At 58.0% G+C, this 23,962-nt stretch carries 13 protein-coding genes and 11 pseudogenes; 18 read left to right on the top strand and 6 right to left on the bottom strand.

Features of this window, described 5'->3' with window-relative positions; translation table 11 throughout:
* Positions 1–176: 176 nt before the first annotated feature.
* From B0G74_RS46480 to B0G74_RS05510, 10 genes and pseudogenes are all read left to right on the top strand, one after another.
* Entirely contained in the window at positions 177–836 is a 660-nt protein-coding gene (locus B0G74_RS46480; RefSeq protein ID WP_243658106.1) for a homoserine O-succinyltransferase, read from the top strand.
* 25 nt (positions 837–861) lie between these two features.
* Positions 862–1,197: a homoserine O-succinyltransferase gene (locus B0G74_RS46475; RefSeq protein WP_243658105.1), complete on the top strand. Its 336-nt coding sequence runs from the start codon at positions 862–864 to the stop codon at positions 1,195–1,197.
* Between the two features lie 123 nt (positions 1,198–1,320).
* Positions 1,321–2,673 carry a glutamine synthetase family protein gene (locus tag B0G74_RS05550; protein WP_105512310.1) on the top strand — a complete coding sequence of 451 codons (1,353 nt, stop codon included), beginning with the start codon at positions 1,321–1,323 and terminating at the stop codon, positions 2,671–2,673.
* Positions 2,674–3,286: 613 nt separating this feature from the next.
* Positions 3,287–4,423, top strand: a complete 1,137-nt coding sequence (gene nifV, locus B0G74_RS05545; RefSeq protein ID WP_121311294.1) for a homocitrate synthase — start codon at positions 3,287–3,289, stop codon at positions 4,421–4,423.
* A 42-nt stretch (positions 4,424–4,465) separates the two neighbouring features.
* Positions 4,466–4,803, top strand: a pseudogene (locus B0G74_RS05540) (nitrogenase-stabilizing/protective protein NifW).
* Positions 4,804–4,817: 14 nt separating this feature from the next.
* Positions 4,818–4,916, top strand: a pseudogene (locus B0G74_RS46470) (nitrogen fixation protein FixA); the annotation flags it as partial.
* Positions 4,917–5,069: pseudogene (locus B0G74_RS46465) on the top strand (FAD-dependent oxidoreductase); the annotation flags it as partial.
* Positions 5,070–5,085: 16 nt separating this feature from the next.
* Positions 5,086–5,384: pseudogene (locus tag B0G74_RS46460) on the top strand (ferredoxin family protein).
* 77 nt (positions 5,385–5,461) lie between these two features.
* Complete coding sequence (locus tag B0G74_RS05520) at positions 5,462–5,947, top strand: hypothetical protein (protein ID WP_105512344.1); 486 nt, start codon at positions 5,462–5,464, stop codon at positions 5,945–5,947.
* A gap of 1,147 nt (positions 5,948–7,094) precedes the next feature.
* Positions 7,095–7,850 (top strand): annotated as a pseudogene (locus B0G74_RS05510) (DDE-type integrase/transposase/recombinase); the annotation flags it as partial.
* Positions 7,851–8,109: 259 nt separating this feature from the next.
* On the opposite strand, the pseudogene B0G74_RS05505 reads toward B0G74_RS05510, so the two are convergent.
* Positions 8,110–8,550: pseudogene (locus tag B0G74_RS05505) on the bottom strand (LysR family transcriptional regulator); the annotation flags it as partial.
* Between the two features lie 468 nt (positions 8,551–9,018).
* Here B0G74_RS05505 and B0G74_RS05490 point away from each other — a divergent pair.
* The 4 genes from B0G74_RS05490 (at position 9,019) to nodU (ending at position 14,437) form a co-directional block, all read left to right on the top strand.
* Positions 9,019–9,768, top strand: coding sequence for a sulfotransferase (locus B0G74_RS05490; protein WP_132373967.1), 750 nt, complete (start codon positions 9,019–9,021; stop codon positions 9,766–9,768).
* A gap of 98 nt (positions 9,769–9,866) precedes the next feature.
* Entirely contained in the window at positions 9,867–11,879 is a 2,013-nt protein-coding gene (locus B0G74_RS05485) for a carbamoyltransferase (protein WP_116140763.1), read from the top strand.
* Between the two features lie 184 nt (positions 11,880–12,063).
* Positions 12,064–12,702 (top strand): nodulation methyltransferase NodS, encoded by a 639-nt coding sequence (nodS, locus tag B0G74_RS05480; RefSeq protein WP_132373966.1) that lies wholly within the window; start codon positions 12,064–12,066, stop codon positions 12,700–12,702.
* A gap of 13 nt (positions 12,703–12,715) precedes the next feature.
* Positions 12,716–14,437: a nodulation protein NodU gene (gene nodU, locus B0G74_RS05475; protein ID WP_132373965.1), complete on the top strand. Its 1,722-nt coding sequence runs from the start codon at positions 12,716–12,718 to the stop codon at positions 14,435–14,437.
* Positions 14,438–14,635: 198 nt separating this feature from the next.
* On the opposite strand, the pseudogene B0G74_RS46455 reads toward nodU, so the two are convergent.
* The 4 genes and pseudogenes from B0G74_RS46455 to B0G74_RS46450 all read right to left on the bottom strand — a co-directional run.
* A pseudogene (locus tag B0G74_RS46455) lies at positions 14,636–14,885 on the bottom strand (IS3 family transposase); the annotation flags it as partial.
* A gap of 97 nt (positions 14,886–14,982) precedes the next feature.
* Positions 14,983–15,279, bottom strand: a pseudogene (locus B0G74_RS05470) (integrase core domain-containing protein); the annotation flags it as partial.
* Between the two features lie 16 nt (positions 15,280–15,295).
* Positions 15,296–16,378, bottom strand: coding sequence for an IS110 family transposase (locus B0G74_RS05465; protein WP_132373964.1), 1,083 nt, complete (start codon positions 16,376–16,378; stop codon positions 15,296–15,298).
* 293 nt (positions 16,379–16,671) lie between these two features.
* Positions 16,672–17,507: pseudogene (locus tag B0G74_RS46450) on the bottom strand (IS3 family transposase); the annotation flags it as partial.
* Positions 17,508–17,682: 175 nt separating this feature from the next.
* Here B0G74_RS46450 and B0G74_RS05450 point away from each other — a divergent pair.
* The 3 genes and pseudogenes from B0G74_RS05450 (at position 17,683) to B0G74_RS05435 (ending at position 21,273) form a co-directional block, all read left to right on the top strand.
* The gene (locus B0G74_RS05450; RefSeq protein ID WP_132373961.1) at positions 17,683–18,702 is read left to right on the top strand and encodes an IS110 family transposase; all 1,020 of its coding nucleotides are present in this window, start codon (positions 17,683–17,685) and stop codon (positions 18,700–18,702) included.
* A gap of 198 nt (positions 18,703–18,900) precedes the next feature.
* Positions 18,901–20,075 (top strand): IS3 family transposase gene (locus B0G74_RS05440; protein ID WP_132373960.1). Its coding sequence is split into 2 segments (ribosomal slippage): positions 18,901–19,156 and positions 19,156–20,075, totalling 1,176 coding nucleotides; the frame shifts between segments, so codons are not numbered across the junction.
* A gap of 184 nt (positions 20,076–20,259) precedes the next feature.
* Positions 20,260–21,273: pseudogene (locus tag B0G74_RS05435) on the top strand (IS110 family transposase).
* Between the two features lie 331 nt (positions 21,274–21,604).
* Here B0G74_RS05435 and B0G74_RS05430 read toward each other — a convergent pair.
* Positions 21,605–22,528: pseudogene (locus tag B0G74_RS05430) on the bottom strand (IS91 family transposase); the annotation flags it as partial.
* Positions 22,529–22,770: 242 nt separating this feature from the next.
* On the opposite strand from B0G74_RS05430, the gene B0G74_RS05420 reads away from it, so the two are divergent.
* On the top strand, positions 22,771–23,787 hold the full coding sequence (locus B0G74_RS05420) for a tyrosine-type recombinase/integrase (protein WP_165923814.1): 1,017 nt from the start codon (positions 22,771–22,773) through the stop codon (positions 23,785–23,787).
* Positions 23,788–23,962 lie beyond the last annotated feature (175 nt).

The raw sequence follows: 23,962 nt of genomic DNA, 5'->3' as shown, positions 1-23,962 counted from the left end.
TTCCGCTGCCAGGCAGTTTGCTTCCGCCGAAACTGGCAGCCAGTCAAGCGTGGATCGGCAAGTACCTGGCCGATCGATGCCGATATCGGCCAGATGCTCGGATTGGCATCGTCTCAGTCGCGCACTGAAGCAGAAAAGACGAATGAATACGCTGCAGAATAAATCGCAATTCCCGTATGGTTTCCGTGATCGATGCCGGCTGCGGCGAAAGCCGCGACCGAATCGTTTTGATACCTGGCGTACGTTTAACTCATAACGGAGGCTGCAAGCCCATGCCAATCAGAATTCCCAAAGGTTTGCCCGCAGTGTCCGCACTTGAGACGGAAGGCGTCACGGTGGTGGACGAAGAGAGCACGGTATATCAGTATCACCGGCCGCTGCGCGTTGGCTTGCTGAATCTCATGCCAAACAAGATCAGTACGGAAATCCAGATTGCCCGCCTGCTCGGCGCCACAGCGTTGCAGGTCGAATTGACGCTCGTCAAGATCACCAACCACGCGCCCAAGAACACGCCGACTGAACATCTCGTGTCGTTCTACCACGACTGGTTGGACGTCAAGGCGCAGAAATTCGACGGATTCGTCATTACCGGGGCGCCGGTCGAAACGATCCCTTTTGAGGAAGTCAGTTATTGGGACGAGCTCGCCAGCATCTTCAGCTGGACGCAAACCAACGTCCACAGCTGCTTCAACATCTGCTGGGGGGCCCAGGCGGCAATGCATTATTTTCATGGCATGCCCAAATACGCGCTGAATGAAAAAGCCTTTGGTGTATTCAGGCATCACGGCCTAAAAATCGACTCGCCGTACCTGAAGGGTTTTTTCCGACGATTTTGATATCCCGGTGTCACGCTGGACGGAAATGCGGCACACCGACATTCCGGCCGACAGCGGCGTCTCTGTGCTCATTGACTCGGCGGAAACCGGCCTCTGTCTGCTCAACGACTGCAAACATCACGCGCTCCAAATCTTCAACCACATCGAGTACGACTCACACACGCTGGCCGACGAGTACTTCCGCGATCGAAACGCGGGCAGAGACATCCATCTTCCGAGAAACTATTTCCCCGACGACTGCGAAACCTTGCCGCCAAAAAACCAGTGGCGTAGTCACGCACATCTGTTGTTCGGAAACTGGATAACCCAGATTTTTCAAACCACCCCATCCGATCCGGGCAGGATCGGCATCGATCGATGATGGCCGCCCGACGGCGTACGCCCATACGGATTGGAACCACCTCGGCCCCGGCCGCCCCAAGGGCCTCCCGTGCAGATAATTGAAATGACACCTTCTTCTTGATAGATGGCTGAAAACATGAGCATGAAATTCGATGAATTGAAGCACGCAGTGACCTCTGGCGCCATAGACACCGTGCTCGTCTGCATGGTGGACATGCAGGGCCGCCTGATGGGAAAGCGGTGTCATGCCGATTTTTTTGTCCATCACGGCTACCAAGAAACGCACGCCTGCAATTATTTATTGGCCGATGACATGGACATGCTGCCGGTGCCCGGTTATACCAGCGCCAGTTGGGTGGACGGTTATGGCGATTTCCTGCTCAAGCCCGACCTCTCCACCTTGCGGCGGCTGCCGTGGCTCGACGCAACCGCATTGGTGATCTGCGACGTGTTTGATCATAATGGGCAGCCGGTTGTCCATTCGCCGAGACAGATTCTGCAGAAACAGTTGCGCCGGCTGGCCGATCGCGGCATGTGCGCCTGTTTCGCATCGGAGCTGGAGTTCTATTTGTTCGATGAATCCTACGAGGCGATATCGAGAAAAAAATACAATAAGCTGGAGACATTCGGCGCCTACAATCAGGATTACCACATCCTGTCGACAACGCGCCAGGAATCCGTCATGCGCCCGATCAGAAACGGACTGCACGGCGCAGGAATCGCCATTGAATGCTCTAAGGGCGAAGGCGGTTCGGGTCAGGGAGAAATCAATGTCCGCTATTCCGACCCGCTGGTGATGGCCGATCACCATACGATCATTAAGCACGGTAGCAAGGAGATTGCGGCACAGCATGACAAGGCGATCACCTACATGGCAAAGTGGAGTTATGATCTGGCAGGTTCCTCCAGTCATGTCCACGCCTCGCTGCGGTCGCTGGACGGGCGACCGCTGTTTTATGACGACAAGTCGCCTCACGGCATGTCCGATCTGATGCACCATTACCTTGGGGGCCTGCTGAAATATTCGAAGGACATCACCCTCTTTCTGGCGCCCCACATCAACTCCTATAAGCGATTCCAGATCGGCACGTTCGCGCCGACCAAGGTCGCATGGAGCCAGGACAATCGGACGGTCGGTTTCCGCCTTTGCGGCGAAAGCTCGGACGCCGTCCGCGTGGAGTGCCGCATCGGCGGTGCGGATCTGAATCCGTATCTCGCTTTTGCGGCCCTGATCGCGGCGGGTCTTGCGGGCATCGACGAGAAACTGGCATTGCCAGACCCGTTTGTCGGCGACGCTTATCGGGATGCCGAGCTACCGGAAATTCCGAAAACGCTGCGGGACGCCACCGACATCAGTTCGAATTCGACGTGGCTGCGCGAGGTGTTGGGGAACGAGGTCGTCGATCATTACGTGCACGCCGCGCGATGGGAGCAGTTCGAATACGATCGGCGGGTCACGGATTGGGAGTTGGCCAGGGGATTCGAGAGAAGTTGAATCGCCACGGGACTGCCACGTTAAATTGTTCGCGACGCGATAGGGGTTGCCCTTCTACGAGCAGAAAGTTGTCAAGGTCATTTTCGAACTGACTCGTGAATCGCCGACATGTCCCTCCTACACCTCGTCAGGACGAGGTGATGTTGCTGTAGTCGAATCTGCCGGGAGCACCCGTTTTGCAGTATCGAGTCCATATGTCGTAGCGTCCATCTGGGGCCTCTGTTCCTCAAGTGGTTGTGTCGCAACTCCACTTCGGCACATTGATGTCGTTCGGTCCTGGGGACCCTGAAGCGCGCCCACTTCTCCGGAGGGAGGGCAGCGTCCATTCCATCTCGACCGGTTCATGGCCAAATTGCTTTGTTAGCCTAATTATTTCGAGTATGCATCAAGCGAACAGGTTCGACATTCCATCCGCTAGCGGATGGAACCGATCGAGCCACCTCCAGCGCGGCCGAATTGTCCGGAACGTAACATTCGCGACACGAACAATCGGACGATGCACCGCCATAACCCGACATTGTGCCGGTCGACATCCCGCAAATTGTGCCCCGACTGTAGATGCTCGCTTGGCACAACGCTTGCAATCCATCGGCGACAACTCAAGAGACCTGACATGCTCAATCCGATCATCAATGACACAACGCTTCGCGACGGCGAGCAGACCGCTGGCGTCGCATTTCGCACTGAGGAAAAATGCGCAATCGCCGCCGCACTGTCGCAGGCCGGCGTGGCCGAACTCGAAATCGGAATTCCTGCCATGGGTGAGGACGAAATGGCGTGCATCGCTGCAATCGTCGACCTGAACCTCGACGCTCGCCTGATGGTTTGGGGGCGCCTCACCGACGAGGATCTCACCGCGGCATTGCGTTGTGATGCCGATATCGTTCATCTCTCGGTTCCCGTTTCGGATATTCATTTGCAACACAAGCTGCGGCAGTCGCGCAGTTGGGTACTGGCGCAGATCGCACGCGTCGTCGGCGAGGCAGCGAAAAACCATCCCAGAATTTCCTTGGGCATGGAAGACGCCTCGCGCGCGGATCCCTCATTTCTCGTAGAAGTGGCTCAATGCGCGCAGCAGCACGGCGCCCAGCGCGTGCGCTTTGCCGACACTGTCGGTATCCTGGACCCCTTTAAGACCTTCTACGCCATTGCAGCGCTACGCGTTGCCGTCGATCTGGAGATCGAAATACATGCGCACGACGACCTCGGGCTCGCCACAGCCAACACACTAGCCGCCCTTGGGGCCGGCGCGACCCATGCGAGCACCACCGTCAACGGGTTGGGTGAGCGCGCCGGCAATGCAGCGCTGGAAGAAGTCGTGATGGGCGCACGGCACCTGCTGCGACGAGAAACTGGCGTCGACACCAGAGCGCTGCCCGACATTTCGTCGTTAGTCGAACAAGCCTCAGGCCGCGCAGTTTCCTTCAACAAGAGCATCATCGGTAGGAACATCTTTACTCACGAGTCGGGCATTCACACCGACGGCCTCGCGAAGCACCCCACGACCTACGAGGGATTCGATCCGGCAGAGCTCGGCCGGCAACGGTCGACGATACTCGGGAAACATTCTGGATCTCAAAGTGTGCGTGAGGCCTACGACGCTCTAGGCGTGAGGGTGTCGGAGCGGCTCATCCCGCTCCTGCTTGCGCGCATCCGTTCTTTCGCCACGCAGTACAAGCAGGCGCCGAATGCAACCGATTTGCGCCGCTTCCTGACCCAAACCCGCAGCACGCGGGTGAAAGTCTCGTGAGTGTGGTTATGGCGGCCGAACTTGTCCAATAGAAGTAACGACATGCAAGAAGTTATCGAACAACTGCGTCACCTGTCGTCGGCCGAGGATTTCCTGCGATTCTTCGACATCGCATTCGACGAGAAAGTGGTGAACGTGAGCCGCCTGCACATCCTCAAGCGCTTCTTTCAGTGTATCGAGCAACAGAAAGAACTGCCGTGTAACAGCGCGACGGCCGTGCTCGCCGTTTACCGATGCTTACTGCAGAAGGCCGACAACGACTTCGTTGTATCCACGCCCGCGAAGCAAAAGGTATTCAAAGTTTTTTGGAAGCGGACGGTCGGCGGCTCGTCTCAGTTGACGACCTGCGCGCGTCGCTGCCGGCACGCGGCGGCGCCTGACCTGGAGTACCTCAATGCATATTGTCGTCTGCATCAAACAGTTCCCGGATTCCGTGCAGGTCCGGGTTCACCCTGTCACCAACACTATCGTGCGCCAGGGTGTTTCGGCGATACAGTTCTTTACAACATACCCTGATCTCGTCGCTCAAGCGGCCCGCACCATGATTACGGTAAATGGCGTCGACAAAAAGACCAGAAAGCACGAGATCATGGCCAGTCTCCGCAAAAATCGCTCACTGACCGGGCTGGTCAGCGACGCATACAAATTCGGAGAGCCTTCTGATGAAAACGGTCACTGTCAATATCGAGGAAAAGCTGTTTCAGAACCGCTACCGCGTGGACGTCGGGGCGCCGCACGTCCACATCAAAAGCATTGAAGTCTGCACCAACGACTGTGCCGAAAAAACTGCACGTTCGTGTGCCCGGTCTCCTGTTATCGGAAGGAGAGCAGCGGCTCGGTCACGCAGATTACCGACGGCTGCCTGGAATGCGGTAGTTGCCGCATTCTGTGCACGGACCATCACAACCTCGAATGGGTGTATCCGCACGGCGGGCATGGCATCCAGTTCAAGTTCGGGTAGACAAACACATCCATCGTCACATCGGCTTCCGCGCGCCGCAAAAGCGGCCGGACGCCTCACCATATCGGAGTAAATTGTTGAATCTCATTACTGGTATCGAATCGACCGATCTGTTTGGCGGCAACGTCCCTTCCCCCGTGCTACAGTTGATCGAGACAACCCGCGGCGGCAGCAATGACGATGTGGCCGCCGCGTTGTGGACTGCGGTCCTGTCGTATCCGCGCTGCCTGCCATCCTACTATCTGCTGTATAAGTTCCATGCGAACCGGGGTGAACTTGGCGAGGCGCAGGAGGTCGCGACCAAGGCTTTGGCGGCCGCCGCCCGGCAAGCGTCGCTCGACAGCGACTGGTGTGCGGTGCAGCCGGGCGACACCGACTTCACCATTCCTGGTCCGGGCCGCTTCTGGCTCTTCACACTGAAGGCGCTCGCGTTCATCAGCGTGCGGCGCGGTGAGCGCGCCGTTGCACTGAAGCTGATCGCCAAGCTGCGCAGGCTGGACCCGCTCGATTGCATAGGCTTGGACGTCGTTGAAGCCTTGCTCGCACAGTCCGGGTCCCGATAATCGCCGTCGGAAGATCAACTGACAGATCGACAATATGCCCGCGGCGTGGCTATGGTAGAACTCCATTGCAGTCCATGGCGATCGTTTCAGCATCGCTTCAGTAGTCAAAGCTGACGCTCACCGCACACTTCGCGCGGGCGCGCACGCAGGGCTACCTAGACAGCCAGATCTTCATTCTAGCCCGAAGCAATCCGCGAAATCGGCACAATCGCCGCTGAGCTCGGCTGAAAAAAGTGAACGCCAACATTCCGTAAAATTGAGGAATGGAGGTATTGATGAACCGAATCCCCAAGGCTGTGTACACTGTTATGTCGCACTAAATTTGGGTTTCAGCGGAGCTGTTCGTCTCGGTATCAAATAGGATAAGTTGTAGCACGCCGCCTTGAACATCATGAGATATGTCGGACGTGAAGAAGGCCAGTACTGCTCTGTTATCGTGGGAAGTGACGAAGCCCCACACGAACAACAAACCAGACCGGCCTATGCCTCGAATTGTATTCGCGTTTCCTGTTCTTGAACGACATCTCAACGCGGCCGATCGCACGCCACAGGTCCATCGGCCCGTCGCTTGCGGGCACTGCGGCTGCTCGGGCGTGTGGTGTCACGGCCGCTATCACCGCAAGGCTGACCGCAGCGCCGCCGGTGATCTCAATCCGGTTCCCGTTTTGCGCTTTCGCTGTCGAGCCTGCAGCCGTACGTGTTCGCGCCTGCCGCTGTGCATTGCGCCCCACCGCTGGTACAACTGGGCGCTCCAGCAGCAGGTCCTGCTTCTGCTGTTTGCCGGCTGCTCGCAGCGCCCCGTGCCAGCGCGATCTTCGCGCTTGGTCGGCATACGGTACGGCGCTGGTGGCAACGCCTCGGCGAATGCAGTCTCACCTTCGAATTCTATTTGCGTAGCCGTTTCGGCCAACTCGGGCGCTCAGTCGAGATTGCTGAATTCTGGTTGCGCTGTCTGCAGCGCATGCCACTGTGTGAGGCGATGGCCTGGCTCGATGGCGACGGTGTTTGCGTCCCGTGATCAACGGCTTCTGAACGGGTGCGCGACGGCGTAATTCCTGTCATTCCGGCTATCCACACACTTTGCCCACTCGCGCCGAATTCGGATCGCGGTTCTCATGGTTGCTCCCTTTTAACAATTGGAGTGCGCATGAAGGACATCGACCCGAAGGCCCTGTTTCGCCTATCTGTACTCGGACCACTGGTCAGTCGGGAACGGCTTGATCGTGGCGATGTGCAGAAGATCATCCGGCAACTGGCTCAGCAGGAGTACGCCATTCCGGGTTCCCGCCGACACCACATCGGCGAGAAGACGCTTCAGTCGTGGTATTACGCCTGGAAACAACACGGGCTGGAAGGCTTATGCGGCAAGCCTCGTGTTGATCGCTGGCAATCGAAGCTGCCGCCCGCAGTGCAAGCGGCGATCCTTGCGGCCAAACGCGAGAATCCGCGACGTTCGATCCGCCAGATCCGTCTATTGCTCGAGTCCGCCGGTATCGTGGCGCACGACACGCTCTCGCGCTGCGCCGTTCATCGGCTGTTGCAAGCCAATGGGCTCTCGCGGATCATTGGCTCGGCGAGTATGCCCGAGGAGAAGCGCAGCTTCGTGGCCGAACACGCCGGCTCCATCTGGTACGGCGATGTTCTGCACGGTACGCACCTGTCGCTCGGCCGTGGCCGCCGCAAGACTTACCTGGCCTCGTTGATGGACGACGCCTCGCGGCTCATCGCCCATAGCGCGTTCTGTTTCTCTGAGACCGCGATCGACATCGAGGGCGTGCTCAAACAGGCCTTGCTCAAACGCGGCGTACCGAAGATGTTGATCGTCGACAGTGGTGCCGCCTACCGCGCTTCCACGCTGCAAGGCATTTGCGCACGGCTGTCGATCAGACTGGTTTATTGCAGGCCGTACGCGCCTGAGGGTTATGTGCCGGCCAAATATATGGCGCGGCGAACGGCCAGAAGTATGCAACATATTTTAAATCGTTCGATACTGGTTCGCCCATGTTTTCAAAGGAGGGCAAGCCATGTTGGAAACCCTATTCGCTCGCCCTTGTCATCTGGCTCGACACTGCTCAAACCCGTTCGCCGCATCGATAGATCAGTATCTCGAACATTGCCTGGAGCAAGGCTATCCACGGTCGTCATTGAAGAAGATCGCCTGGGTCGGCTTCGCCGCGCCGGAGAACCTCATCGGGGTCATCGGCAAGTGGTAGCAATTCGAAGCCGACGGCGGGAGCTTCCCGTGCAATACGCTCCACGATCTTTCGAAAAAATACGACTGCCATGAAATCGGAAAGGATGATCCTGAAGCGGCGATCCGATTTGGCCGGGTTGAAGACGTCCCGGGAAATAACGGAGAGCTGGATGTGCACCAGAGCCTCGCGGATTGGAGCAGCGAGCCCTTCAGCACGCGGTGTGGGGACAAGTTCCCGGCCCCTCATCGTAAACAGTTCATCGCAGAAATAGGCGCGTAGCCGGGCGACGGCCGCGCTCATGGCCGGCTGGCTCAGGTTGATGCTGCGTGCCGCCGCGGTGAGGTTACGCTCGGTCATCAGAGCATCGAGCGCGACGAGGAGATTTAGATCGAGGCCCTTGAAACGCATGATCCCAACTTATCCATAGTGTGGATGTGTTCCATCAAAACAATCGATTTCACGAATTGTACAGTATGGAGGATAGTGTTCCTGGTACATCCGATTGAGTTTCGTCAACCTGCTGGCGCCTTCGTGGTGCCGGGGTAGCGGATGAAGTGTGCGGTAGAACTGAGCGAAGCCGAGCAAATGACGTTGCAGCAGTCGTCGATCAATCACATGCGTCGGTAGTCTTCTTCGCGGGCCCGCCGCATGCTTGGCAACGATTTGGGATTTCCGCGAGGTTCCAGCACTTCAGCTTTCTGGTCGCGCCATCACTGAAGCGCAACCATCGCCAGTGTGGAAGTCAGCCTGTCACGGAAGATCCTCAATGGCATCCAGTCAATCTATCGACGCTGGAACGCTGGCATCGTGAGTCGGCTGACTTCACATCATTGATTCAATCCCGAACTGTCGCGAACAACGTTATCTGGAGCCAGAATGACCCACCCTACACCGCCTCCTGAGCCATTTGCAATCCTTGCGATGCCAAGGACGGGCACGCACTATCTGGAGCAGTTGCTAAACAGGCATCCGAACGTATTGAGCAACGGTGAGCTGCTCAATACGTATGATACGAATTGGCCCGATAAGAATCGCCTGCTACGTGGCGACCGTGAGCTCCTCGAGCTTGCCTACCTTCGCTACCCGACGCGGAGCGACAAGACCAATGTGACGCATGTCGGCTGCAAGATCAATGAACCTCAGTTTCGCGCCCGTCCGGGCTTATTGGCTGAGCTGGCTCGTTGGCCACGCCTCAAGGTCATCCTCCTGCCTCGCAGAAACACATTGGAATCGCTTCGATCGCTGGTGCAGGCAAGGCAAACCGGCCAATGGCTGAGGTTCAGTTCTGGCAACGATGCGGCTCTGCCTCCGCGCGTCGGATTGTCAATCGCCGACTGCGAGGCCTACTTCAAGACCGCCGAGGATTTCCACGCTAGGGTCGCGCACTCCTTCGCATCGACCAACCTGCTTGTGATGGAGTACGAGAGCCTTCTTTGCGAATCCGCCGCATGCCTGGCAACGATTTGGGATTTTCTCCAAGTTCCAGCGCCTCAGCTTTCTGGTCGCGTCATCCTTCAGCGCCAGGAAACGCGACCACTGGACCAAACGGTACGGAATTTTCATGAATTGCGGCGCCATTTTGCAGACGGACCCTACGCGAGATTCTTCGGGGCTGGTGAGGTCTGACTGGTATTCGCAGCGGCGAGCGATAGCCTACCTTACTTAGGTGGTGCGGGTTCGAGTCTTGCCAATAGGGCCTTCCTCCCACAATCAAGGAGAGAGACATGCTGTGCTTAGGAGTGAGCGGCGGGCTGGACAAAGTTCATGAAAATCCACTCGAACTGCCGAACACATTTCTGCACGATGGCGCTGCGGTGCTTGTCCGGGACGGACGCGTAATAGCGGCCGTCGAAGAGGAGCGCCTCAACCGGATCAAGCACTCTAACAAGTTCCCGAGCAGTTCGATTCAATACTGCCTTGCATCCGCAGGGATTCAGCTCAGCGATATCGACCGCATCGCGTTTTACGCTACCGAGGCCTATTGCAACGTCATGCTCGAACGCCTGTTCCTGTCCCAGCCGAACATCTCAATTCCGGTGGATGCCAAGCTGTTTCTGCGTAAGTTACTAATGCAGGAGTTCGGTACCGAAGTCGATCCTTCGCGAGTCTCATTCGTGAGTCACCATCTGGCGCATGCCGTGAGCGCGTTTGCGATGTCTGGATTCGAGCAAAGTCTGATCCTCGCGGTCGATGGCGGTGGTGATTTCCTCTCGGGGCTTTTGGCGCTCGGGTCCGGAACAGAAATTACGCAACTCGCGACTTTCGCAGAGCATAATTCTCTAGGGCTGTTCTATCTCGAAACAATCCGGTATCTCGGTTACGGCTTGTTCGACGAATACAAGGTCATGGGGCTTGCACCTTATGGGGACCCCGCTCCCTATCGCGGGCTCTTCGAGCAATTCTATCAACTCTCCGCCGACGGTGAGTACCGCGTCTACCTGGACCGCATCGGTCCGACGTTGCTCCGCAGCATCCAGGTCCGGCGAAAGGGAATGCCATTCACACAGCAGCATCGAGATGTGGCTGCTTCATTGCAGGAAGCGCTGGAGCGGATCGTGTTTCACATTCTCCGCCATCATCGCGAGGTCACCGGTATGAAGCGGCTGTGTATAGCCGGAGGAGTAGCTCATAACTGCACCATGAACGGTAAGCTGCTGTATTCGGGACTTTTCGAAGACATCTTTGTGCAGCCCGCAGCGCACGACGCCGGTTGCGCATTAGGCGCCGCCCTTATGATGTCAAACGACTTCGGTCAGCCCGCGCCGCGTGAGCGATTGCAGGAGGTCTATTGGGGGCCCGATCTTGGGAGCGATCTAGTCGTGGAGCAAGAATTGAATGCGTGGGCCGGACACCTCGACGTTGAACGCAGTGATGACGTGGCAGGCAGAGCAGCCGACTGGATGGCAAATGGCGCCGTGATCGGCTGGGTGCAGGGTCGTTCGGAGTTCGGGCCACGCGCGCTTGGCAACCGCAGCATTCTTGCCGATCCCAGGCCGACCGCAAACAAGGACCGGATCAACGCCATGGTCAAGAAGCGCGAGGGTTACCGACCGTTCGCGCCATCAGTGCTGGAGGATGATGCGCACGAATTTTTTGACCTCCCAGAGGGTACCCGCGAATTCCCTTTTATGAATTTTGTAGTTCGCGTGCGCGACTCCAAGCGTGCCTTGCTCGGCGCCATCACGCACATTGACGGTACAGCGCGGCTGCAAACAGTATCGCGGAAAACCAATCCCGCCTACTGGGAGGTTATTAATGCGTTCAAGAAGCGGACAGGAATCCCAATTCTGCTCAACACTTCCTTTAATAACAACGCTGAGCCAATCGTAGATTCGGTTGCAGACGCGATTGCCACATATCTGACGACAGAGCTGGATGGACTTGTGGTCGGGCCGTTCCTCGTCAAAAAACGGCCCGCAACGCAGGAACATTGGACTGCGCTCGCGGTTTCACTGCCGCCCTATGCATCGCTCTATCGAATCCGCGCTCACACAGCGCGGGATCGTCAGGAGACGGTATGCGAAATTCGCACCGGCGGCTCCATCTGTGACAGTGTGCGCATTTCACATGAGTTGTTCGATATGCTAATGCAGATCGAAGGCGAAGCCGTGCTCGGACATCTTCTCGATACAATTACGCTTGAGCAGACGCGACGTGAAACCCTCGTCAAGGAACTGCGCGGATTGTGGGAACAGCGTCGGGTTCGACTGCATCCCTCACGGGCGTTGTCACGGTAACGACGCCCTTCCAATGAGTGGCTGAAGGTCTGAAGCTGCGTAACAGCCCTCGCGAGCTATTTTTTCTGGAAGTTAAACAATAGCGTTTGGTCGCCGTGCAGTTCTCGTAGCAACACGCCTCTTTTCAACGGAGCACCAGTCCCGGCCCAAGGTCCGGATACTTGCAGCGGCGAACCATAAAGGTATGGCGGAATTGAAACATCAAACGAACTTCGAATTGCTGCGCCGGGAATTGGACACAGACGATCCATGGCGGCTCGACAACAATCCGTTTGAGCACGAGCGCCACAGGCAAATGCTTCGGATGGCACTTTCGCAGGGATCTGTCACAAATGCGCTCGAAGTCGGATGCGCCGGCGGAGCCTTTACGGAAAAATTGGCACCGCACTGCCAACGGCTCACCGTGATCGATATTGTGCCACGCGCAATTGCTAGGACACGCGAACGGATGATGGACCCACCACACATCAATTGGATCGTCTCCGATGTCCAGCATTTTTCGACTGAGCAACAGTTCGATCTGATCGTGGTGGCGGAGGTTCTCTATTACCTCGACGGCAGCGTCGAGGTGCGCGCCGCTGTCCGCAATTTAGCACGGATGCTTGCGCCCGGTGGACAGCTGGTTTTCGGATCGGCACGTGACGCCAATTGCCGGCGATGGGGCCACGTTGCCGGAGCCGAGACGGTCATAGCCATCCTGGAAGAAGAGCTGGTTGAGATCGATCGTTTGAGCTGCGTCGGTCAGTCGTTGAATGAAGACTGTCTGCTCGCCTGCTTTCGGAACGGGACTTCTCCTTCGTGTGGACCAACTTACCAGCGTTAGGCAGGGAGATATTATGCGCATCTGTGGGATCAAACTGACACACGACGGAGCGATCGCCCTTGTCGAGGATGGAAAACTCGTTTTTTGCGTGGAGCAGGAAAAGCGAGACAACAATCCGCGGTATCAGGCGATCGACGACCTCGACGCGATCACGATCGCATTGTCCGAGCATGGTTTCCGTGCGCACGATATCGACCAGTTTGTCATCGACGGCTGGGACGGGGTAGTCGAGTCGCAGTTTCGGGTCCTCAGTGGGTCGCTTCCCGTCAGCCTAAAAGGGGCCCCTTATGCCGAACGCCGAGCCGATGATCTGCTCGCTTCGCTCGACGGCTCCGGACTGCTTGTCGGCGGCCACTCCTTTCCTTATAAAAGCTATCCTCATGTGTCAGGCCATGTGGCCTCCGCGTACTGCACCAGTCCCTTTGCCCAAAGCGGGCAACCTGCATTCTGTTTGGTGTGGGATGGTGGCATCGTCCCACGGCTCTATCATGTAGAACGCCACCACGCCCGCCATGTTGACTGCCTGTTCCCCATGGTAGGTCACATCTACGCCGCAGCGGGTCATCACTTTGGTCCTTATAAGAAGCCGGGCGGCGCCCGGTGGGATCTGGGTGTGGCCGGCAAGCTGATGGCTTACATCGCGCTGGGCTCCGTTGACGAAGATATCGTTGAGGTATTTCGCGGGCTTTATCAGGCACGCTTTGCTGGCGACGCGGAGTGTGCGCAAGCTTATCGCGAGAACATCCACAGCGCGGACGCGTCACTAGCGGCTGTAGGAGAGTTCTTCGAAGCTAGCGCGCTGCGACTGGAAGCCAGGCCATCCGAAGACGTACTCGCCTCGTTCCATGTATTCCTCGAGCGTCTTCTCGTTCATGAAATGGGTATCGCGCTGCAGCGCCATTCGATTCCGGGGCCGAGAAATTTGTGCATCGCTGGCGGATGCGGGCTCAATATCAAATGGAACAGCGCCCTGCGCGCGAGCGGTTTGTTCGACGCAATCTGGGTACCGCCGTTTCCCAACGATAGCGGCTCGGCGATCGGCGCCGCTTGTTGCGCGCTGGCAGCTGAGAAGGGCTTCGTGCCGCTGGAGTGGTCGGTATATAGCGGACCGGTCTTAAAAGGTTGCCAAGTACCGCCCGGATGGACGGCGTCTACTTGCTCCATTGCAGAACTCGCCAGCATACTCGCCAGTAGCAAGCCCGTCGTTTTCCTTGCCGGCCGGGCCGAGCTCGGACCACGAGCATTGGGGGGCAGAAGCATTCTGGCCGCCGCGACTTTGCCCACAATGAAGGATCATCTCAACGACATCAAGTTTCGAGAGCACTTCCGTCCCGTGGCGCCAATTTGCCTTGAGGATCGTGCGCCGACCATTTTTAGCCCGGGGAGCCCTGATTCCTATATGTTGTTCGATCATCAGACGCGCGCGGAATGGCGAGAAAAAATCCCTGCCGTCGTGCATCTTGACGGATCTGCCCGATTGCAGACCATTTCAAGAACTTCCGAGCATCCGGTGGCGCAACTTCTGGTCGAATACGAAAAGCTGACGGGCATTCCGTTGCTCTGCAACACGAGCGCCAACTATCACGGACGAGGTTTCTTCCCGGACGCTGCTTCAGCCTGTGCGTGGGGACGCGTCGAACGTGTGTGGTGCGATGGTTTGTTACTGACCAGGACTGGTCTGTCGCCGTCAGTCGACGAAACACTTTTCGCTACGTCGCCGTTCGAAGATTGCTGACGTTGCAGCTCAGTGGTCAGTACGATGCGGTCAATTGTCCCGGCAGCTTTATCGCTAAGGTCCGAAGACGATCAGCAGGCCGCCCTTGGCTCGATTTTCGCAAGCACTTATCCCGGGCGGAGGTTGCTCATCGACCCACGGAAGCTCGATGCCATCCTCGGAAATTTTCAAGGTAGTTGTTGCCTCAACGTTTAGAGTTCAGACGGCCTTTCGCTCCTGCTTATCGCGCTGCGGAGTGCCTGGCAGGTTGTGAGTTCGATCCGGGTTCAGATGCACAGTACTTATGCGCTGCCACTTGCGCGTGCGGCCTGTCCATCGCAGCGGATTGCGTTGCCGGGCAGTCTCATAGAGCGCCATGCGCCGATTCCAGAATGTCCTGATCAAGGTTGGCATGACGCTGCGCCGGCGTCACGAACCGGATCGCGCTGTGACGATGTTCGTCGTTGTACCCGCGCACCAGTGCGCCCACCCAGGTGCGCGCGACAGAGGTGACGCCGTTGGTTCGGACAGTCAGATCGAGTTTATAAGTGGAAGCGCCGGGGTCATCAAGCTGCCGATTTGATCGCTGGCAGTGTCGCGAAGTATGCCTCATCCGGCGTCTGATCGGACAGACTCGAATGAGGTCGTTTCTGGTTGTAAAGATTCAGGTAATCGCCAATAGAACGGCGGGCATGGCTGACCGATTCATAGGCCCTCAGATACACCTCTTCATATTTCACGCTGCGCCACACACGCTCGACGAACACGTTGTCGCGCCAGGCACCTTTGCCGTCCATGGACAAGCGAATGCCGCGGCGGAGCACCGCGTCGGTGAAGTCTGTCGCTGTGAACTGGCTGCCCTGGACGCCCTTCTAAAGGTCAAGTAGCAATTTGAGTCTGTCCGATCTGGCTGTTACGCTGCCGAATTACGTAGTAGACCTCCCGGGCGATATAGCGCTTGAGACAGCGGATCGCTTCAAGCTTGGAGTGCCCCTCGCTGACGCGTTTGTCGACATAGGCCCTCGTGCGGGCGTCGGTTCTTAATCGACCGATGGCAATGATGTGCAGTGCACTATTGGCAGCGCGGTCCCCGCCTCGATTTAGCCGATGTCGGGTTACCTTTCCTGAAGACGCTGGGACGGGGCTTACGCCACACAGGGCGGCGAAGCTCGCCTCCGACTTAAGTCGGCTACTGTTGTCGCCAGCTGTCAACAGCAGCTGCGACGCGGACTCGTAGCCGATTGAATTGCGCGAGACCAGATCTTGTGCAAGCTCGTCAACGAGGGCCGCTATCATGACGTCGAGGTCGGCGATCTCATCGTGCAGTTCGAGATAGCGACGTCCGAGCGACTTTAGCGTGATCCCGTAAGCAGAGGCCAGATTCCGGAAGTCAGAGAGATCCGGACGCCACGCGGCCAACGTGCGGATAAGCTGCATGCGGGTCATCGCACGTAGTGGCTCACGCAGCTCATCAGGTGCGCAGACAATGGTGTTGTGGATCAATTGCAGGGCAACACGCCGGGCGGCGATGGCCGTCTTGCGACAGACTTTCAACACGCGCAAAGACTCGATCATGCCATCACGGGTCTTCGGTGTAACCGTGCGTACGCCGGCGAAGGCAGCATGTGCTGCGTTCTGGGCATCCAGCGTATCGTCCTTACCGCGTTTGCGCCGGTCGCTTTTATCCGGGGTGGTCACCTCCAGCACCGTTACCCCTTGCTGCAGATAGCGAAGCAGGCCCGCGCCGTAGGTCCCGGTGCACTCGATGCCGACTCGGGCGAGTTCGCCAAATGAGCGCATCCATATCATCATCTGCTTATAGCCGTGTCGTGTGGTTGGGAAACATTCGCTTCCCAGCACGCGATCATGTTCGTCAACGACGGCCGCCACGTGCAGATCCTTGTGCGTATCGACCCCGCCCACCACGGTGCGACGGCCAGCAGTAGCCTGTTCTTCTTTCATGCAGCCTTGCTCCAGTTCTCGATCTTGGATTGGGCGATTCCACCGACATCGAGTACCTGGACAAGACAGTAAAGTGACAGAGCGTCAGGCCCTTCTTGAGTCACATGTATCGACGAGGCGAAACCTCGCCGTTCGGCAGTTCCGGACGACCGACAGGTCCAGGGAAAGACAATCAGTCGATCGGTGTTTGGGTCAGGTTGCCCGGAACGCTCTACGGCACCAAATCTTCCGCGAATAGTCGATGCCTGTAAAACACAGACCGGCCGGGAATAATTGGTACCGACATTCTTACTATCGGTGTTGACGATCTCCGGTTGACCGTATTTCGCGAATGCTTCCTCCAATGCCTCGACAGCATTCATCGCCTCCATCGTGATCGCCACACGGTGGGCCAGTACCTTTCGGCTGGCCCAGTCCACTACGGCGGTCAGGTACACGAAGCCCCGCGCCATCGGGATGTAACTCGTATCCAGTGCCCAGACCTGGTTTGCGCGATTGATCGTCATGCCCCGCAACAGATAAGGCCAGATCTTGTGCTTCGCATGACGGCGGCTGGTGTTCGGCTTGCAGTACAGCGCTTCAATGCCTATGCGTTTCATCAGTGTGCCGACATGTTTGCGTCCGACCTGGACGCCTTCCCGCTTCAGCAGGCGCACCAGCATCCGCGCACCGGCGAACGGAAACTCCAGATGCAGCTCATCGAGCCGGCGCATCAGCTTCAGATCAGTCTCGCTTACCGGGTGCGGTTGGTAATAGGCGCTCGAACGAGCAATGCCCACCAGCTGGACCTGCCGGCTCACCGGCAGCGCGTGCGCGCGATCAATCATCGCTTTACGCTCAGCAATCCCGCCTTGCCGAGCGCGCCCTCCAAAAAATCATTCTCCAGTGTCAACTGTCCGATCTTCACGTGCAACACCTTCACGTCGACGGGGGGCTCGGCCGATGTCTTGCCTGTCTCGAACACTTCAGCAACGCGTTCCTGCAATTGCTTCTTCCAGTCCGTAATCTGGTTCGGATGCACTTCGAACTGTTGCGCCAACTCCGCCAGCGTCTTGTCGCCCTTCAGGGCCGCCAACGCCACCTTCGCCTTGAACGCTGGGGAGTGCGCGCGTCGATTTCGTTTCGTCATTTCTGGGTTCCTATTTGCCAGCCATTATGGCCGACTCGGACCCCAGCTTTTTCCACTTACCGAGCTGTCCGAATTCCCGGCGCCACCTCTAAGGACGGTGGATCCTCACAGGCAAACGGCATCGATGTGCCAAGGTGGAGAATACGGAGTTTCCAGGCAAACCGGAGAATCCATCGTGAAGCTTACGCCAGTTGGGATTGACATTGCAAAGTCGGTTTTTCAGGTCCACTACGTCGATCAGGAAACCGGAGAAATCGTGAACAAGCCGATCAAGCGTGCAAAGTTTCTCGAGTACTTCGCGAACCGGGCTCCGTGCCTGATCGGCATGGAGGCGTGCGGCGGATCGCACCACTGGGCCCGGCAACTGACGAACATGGGTCACGAGGTAAAGCTGATGCCGGCGAAGTTTGTGAAGGCTTTCAACATCCGCAACAAGAACGATGCAGCGGACGCTCGGGCAATCTGGATGGCTGTCCAGCAACCCTGCAAGCCCGTCGCGGTGAAAACGGAGATACAACAGGCGATGCTTGCGCTACACCGTATGCGACAGCAGCTGATCAAATTTCGCACAATGCAGATCAATAACCTGCGTGGACTGCTGATGGAATATGGAGAGATCATGAGCAAGGGCCGGAGCAAGCTGAACAAGGAGATACCGGTCGTGCTGGAACGGATCGCGGAGCGCCTGCCCGCCGTGCTGATCGATACTTTTCGCGAGCAGTGGAATGGACTGGCGAAGCTGGACGAACAGGTCGCCGAGATCGAGCGCCGGATGCGCGAGTGGAAGAAGGAAGACAAGGCGGTGAAGGCGGTTAGCGAAATTTGCGGCGTCGGGCTGCTGACGGCGACGGCAGCCGTCTCAATGATGGGCGATCCGAAAGCATTCAGTTCGGGGCGGGAGTTTGCCGCATGGGTTGGCATCGTGCCGAGGCAGACGGGCTCGGGCGGAAAGGTGAGGCTGCACGGAATTAGTAAGAGAGGCGACGCCTATTTGCGCACACTGCTGATCCATGGTGCGCGTAGCGTAATAGAGCACGCAAAGGAGCCCGGCGAGTGGGTCGAGCAAATGATGAAGCGGCGACCAAAGAATGTGGTGGTCGTAGCATTGGCGAACAAGATGGCGCGGACGATCTGGGCTGTGCTGGCCCATGACCGGCCCTACCAGAAGGCCTACGTGAGCGTGAAGCCTGCCTGAATGGTTCACGCGAAACAGAGGATCAACGTTTAACACAGGCTGAACGTCGAAAGGTTGCGCAGCAATCGAGTGTGATGACAAACCAGGTAGGACCGGGACTCGCTAAACCTGAATCCGCCGTCCAGCTTCGATTGAGCTTGCCCGTAAAAAATGGATCCCTTGCTGAGTGTGTAAAACTCACGCGAGGAGGAAGGAAAGATGGGTAATCCGAGAGCACGGTACACGCAGGAATTCATGATAGAAGCCGTGCGCATGGTCCGCAGCGGCCAGAGCATGGCGGCGGTGGCAAAGATACTAGCCATTAGCCCGAAGACGCTGCACAACTGGGTTAAGGCCGATGCCGCTGGCAAGCTGAACGGCGCAGGCAAGCAGGTTTCTCCCGAACAGATGGAGATTGCCCGGCTGCGCGCGGAGTTGGCACGCGTGAAGATGGAGCGCGACATATTGGAAAAAGCCACGGCGTACTTCGCAAAGGTGTCGGATTGAAGTACGCCTGGATTGAACTTCACAGCCGACAATGGCCGGTTTCCCTGACCTGCCAGGTGCTGGGTGTCAGCCCCAGCGGTTACCATGCCCGCAAGGCCCGGGACGTCGATACGGAGCGTCCGCGCCGACGTATCAGCAACGACGCCCTGCTGGTCCACATCAAGGCCGTGCACGCTGAATCCAAAGGCGAGTACGGCTGGCCGCGGGTGTGGAAGAAGCTGCTTGCCCAGGGCATTCGCGTCAGCAAGGATCGTGTCCAGCGGCTCATGAAGCTGCATGGCATCAAGGCGAAGACCAAACGCCGCTTCAAGGCCACCACCGACAGCAACCACAACCTGCCGGTCGCGCCGAACCTGCTGCAACGCGATTTCTCGCCTGCTCGCCCCGATCAGGCCTGGAGTACGGACATCACGTACCTCTGGACTGACGAGGGCTGGCTGTACCTGACGGTCATCCTCGACCTGTTCAGCCGTCAGGTGGTGGGTTGGTCGATGCAGCCACACATGCGCACGGAGCTGGTGTCTGACGCGCTGCGTATGGCGTGGTTTCGCCGCCGGCCGGAAGCGGGCCTGATCGTCCATAGCGACAGGGGTAGCCAGTATTGCAGTCATGACTTCCAGGACCTGCTTAAGGGCTACGGCATGCGCAGCTCGATGAGCCGTCGAGGAAATTGTTGGGACAACGCGCCGACCGAAAGCCTGTGGGGATCGCTCAAGCGAGCACGCATCCTTGGCCAGCGCTTCGCAACGCGTCGCGAAGCGATGGACGAGGTAATCGACTGGTTGAGCTTCTACAATCATTCGCGCTTGCACTCGACGTTGGGCTACGTCAGCCCGATGCAATTCGAGCAGGACTGGCACGCCGCCCAGAACCAACGGGTGGCATAATCTCCGCTCAGTTAAGGGATCCGAAATTCGCGGGCAACGTCAGAGCTCGCGCAGGAAATGAGGTGCGAGTCAGCGTATTTCATAGAGGCCCGCAGCAGCAATACCGGCTGCAACAAGGCTGATGGCATGGACTCCCGCCCCCTTCGGGGCGACACTTACCTCACCAATTCCCGGGAGAACGTCAATGCCTGCACTTACCATTGGTCTGGATATCGCAAAGAACGTGTTTCAGGTTCATGGCGTCGATCGCCATGGCAAGACCGTTGTGCAGCAGAAACTTCGCCGAGCTGAGGTGTTGAAGTTCTTCGCAAAACTGGAATCCAGTCTGGTTGGTATCGAGGCCTGTCACGGCTCCCATTTCTGGGCCCGTGAGCTAACCGCGTTGGGACACACGGTCCGCCTGCTGCCGACACAATATGTGAAGCCGTTTCTGCTCGGTGGCAAGAACGACGCGAATGACGCGGCAGCGATTTGCGCGGCAGTGACGCGCTCAGGCATTCACTTCGTTGCGATCAAGAGCGCTGAACAGCAGTCGCTGCAGTCGGTTCATCGCATGCGCCAACGGCTCATCCAGGAGCGGACAGCGAAATCGAATCAGATCCGGAGCATGTTTGCTGAAGAGGGGGTGATCTTCGCGGTCGGGCTTCCGCAATTGAGAAAGGGAGTGGTTGAGCTCGTCAACAATCCCGATGCCCACATTACCGCATTGCTCAGACGGCTTGGCTCGATGTACCTCGAGCAACTGAAGGCACTGCAGCAATGGCTCGACGAACTTGCTGCCGAGATAGCGGAGATCTTCAAGAGCAACGAAGCTTGCCAACGGCTCGCTACCGTTCCAGGAATCGGGCCAGTGATCGCGACCGCGCTCGTCAGCAGTGTCGGTGATCCATCGCAGTTCAGGAACGGCCGACAGTTTGCGGCCTGGCTGGGGCTGACGCCGAGGCAAAAATCCAGCGGAGGCAAAACCAGGTTAGGCGGTATCACAAAACGCGGCGACACCTATCTGAGAACCCTGCTTGTACAGGGCGCCCGCGCGGTCATGCACTTCGTGAACCGTCGCGACGATCAGCACAGTCGCTAGATCAAGGCTGTGATGCAACGCCGCCACGTGAGCATTGCTGCGATCGCCCTGGCGAACAAGACGGCGCGCATTGCCTGGGCAATATTGACAGGTAACGGCTGCTTCCGAGTTGCGTAACAGGCAACAGATATTGAGTATTGCTTTATTTCTTTCGCGATTGCGCAAGAAGCAGCAAGCATGGCGAACCGGTCGGACCGGCGCTTGCAGATCCTGATATATCCGGCGGCTGCAGTACGAAGCCAGAAGGCCGATGAGGAGCAAGCGCGCAAATTTCCATGATGGCTCGTGCAGCAGCAAGCACATCAGAAGCCGAATGTACGGACGCAGTCGTGACCCTCAAAATGCAAACCGATCTTGCTCATAGGCGGGAGTCCATGTACGGATATAAAGCTGCAGCCCATCCTGTCTGTCTGAACACACGAAAACTGTTGCAAACGGGACGCGTTCATATAAAGCGGCGGATGAACTCATCGGCTGTCAGGGTCATGGTCCTGTGGCGGGCTTCGTGCCGGTAGTCTTTCCACCGGAACAGCACCGAATCGCCATCAAAGTGCAGCAGCCGGTTATTCGAGATGGCGACGCGATGCGTGTAGCGACCCAGGTAGTCGAGCACCTGTTGGGCGCCGCCAAACGGTGGTTTGGCGTAGACCACCCACTCGGCCCGGGCGGTGGGCGCAAGCCACGCGGCGAACGCCCGGGGATCCCGCAGGCGTTCGAGCTGGCCATGGAAACGCAGCCCGCCGGCGTCGAAGGCGCGGCGCAGCTGCTCGAGGAACAGGCGGCGAAACAGGCGCGAGAGCACGCGCACCGGCAGGAAGAAGCCGGGCCGGCACGCGATCCAGCGCTCGCGATCCGGGGCAATGCCGCCGCCCGGTACGACGCAATGCACGTGCGGATGGTGCAGCAGATTCTGCCCCCACGTGTGCAGGACCGAGAGGAAGCCGATCTGCGCGCCGAGATGTTTCGGATCGGCGGCGATCGTGCGCAGCGTTTCGGCCCTGGTGCGGAACAGCATGTCGTAGAGCACGCGTTTGTTCTGGTACGCGAGTGCCGCAACGGGTTCTGGCAGCGTGAAGACCACATGAAAGTACTCCACCTCGGGAAGCAGTTCGGCGCGCCGGCGTTCGAGCCATTGCGCACGGGCAAGTGACTGGCATTTCGGGCAGGCGCGATGCCGGCACGAGTTGTAGGTGATACGCTCATGTCCACATGTATCGCACTGCTCAACATGCCCACCGAGTGCGGCGGTACGACACAGTTCGATGGCGCTCATCGCGCGCCGCTGGGCACAACCGAGGGCGTCGGCATGGGTCTGCCGGTACTGCGGGCCGCGACGGCGGAAGATGTCCGCCACTTCGAGCGCGGGTCTCATCGCCAGGTTCAGAAATACTCGGGCGCGGCGGGTGCAGACGGAATAGGTTCAGGGCGCGGAAGAAGGTCGAAGGGACTGGTGGTGGCGCACACAGTGCTCGTGGCCACTTTAAGATAGCGCAAATGTGCTGCAGCACATTTCCGGTACCTCCCGTTTGTCGCAGAACTGGCTGCTGCGGCCAGCGACCGTTTCAGGGAGCGCTACGGTGCGCTTGTCCGACCATTTCCCGATGGAGGTGCAGCATGAAAGCGACGTACCCCAACGTACTGGCCCAATCACTGCGATCATTCGTCAGCGAATATCTGACTGAACAGCGTGGTGTGAGCCGGCATACTGTGCTCAGTTACCGGGATACCATGATTCTACTTCTGCGTTTCATCGCGGCGTCCAGGCACTGCGATCCGGTAAAGCTGGATCTGGATGCAATCTCGCCGGAGGCTGTTCTGGCGTTCTTGAGCTATTTGGAACAAGAGCGTCATAACAGGACCTCGTCGCGCAATGTAAGGCTCGCTGCCATTCATGCGTTCTTCCGCTACGTGGGTTCTCACTCTCCCGACAGGATGGAACAAGCCCAGCGGATTCTCGGAATTCCCTTCAAGCGCACGCGAACCAGATCGATAGACTATCTGGAGGAAGACGAAATTCGCGTCACCATGGAATGTATCGATCGGGGTACGTCGCTCGGACGTCGCGATTACGCGTTACTCGCCGTCGTGTTTAACACTGGCGCACGAGCCCAGGAAATTGTCGATTTGAACGCCTGCAACCTACAAATCGCCCCCCCACCGCTGGTAAGTTTATTCGGGAAGGGGCGCAAACGGAGGATCTGTCCTCTCTGGCCCGAAACGGCGCAGGTCCTGAAGCAGTACACAGAGGAAATGCGTCTGGATATGCGCTCCGATATGCCACTTTTCTGCAATCAGAGAGGACAGCGGCCTACCCGATTCGGAATCGCTTACATTATGTCGAAATACTGCCGCGCAGCAGCTGTCAGATGCCCGTCAATGTGCAACAAACGGCTCCACCCGCACAGCGCCCGGCATAGTGCCGCAATGTTGTTGCTCAAATGTGGCACGGACCTGCCAACCATCAGTCACTGGCTCGGTCACGCCAGCATCAACACCACCAATCGTTACGCAAGTGCCGATCGGGAAATGAAGCGTCAAGCAATTGCTCGCACAGGAGTCGCTAATCCCGTCAGGGCAAAAGCGTCATGGCGTCGTGACGCGTCCGTGATTGAATGGCTTGCGTCGCTTTAGCGCCGATATAATGGGGAGTCCGGTCGCTCGGACTCCCCTACCTGTAAGTGCTTTCTTTGGCAACTCCACATTACTGACCTCTCGACATTAGGCAGAGATTTTTTTGGTTGGCGGTCGCGGCAACCAGCGCATCGCCATGTCGTCGGACCTGATCCGCGACCGGTAATCAAAAAAA

Origin of the sequence: Paraburkholderia sp. BL9I2N2 (genome assembly GCF_004339745.1) — a bacterium.
Classification (GTDB): Bacteria; Pseudomonadota; Gammaproteobacteria; order Burkholderiales; family Burkholderiaceae; genus Paraburkholderia.
This window is presented reverse-complemented; position numbering and strand designations above follow the sequence as displayed.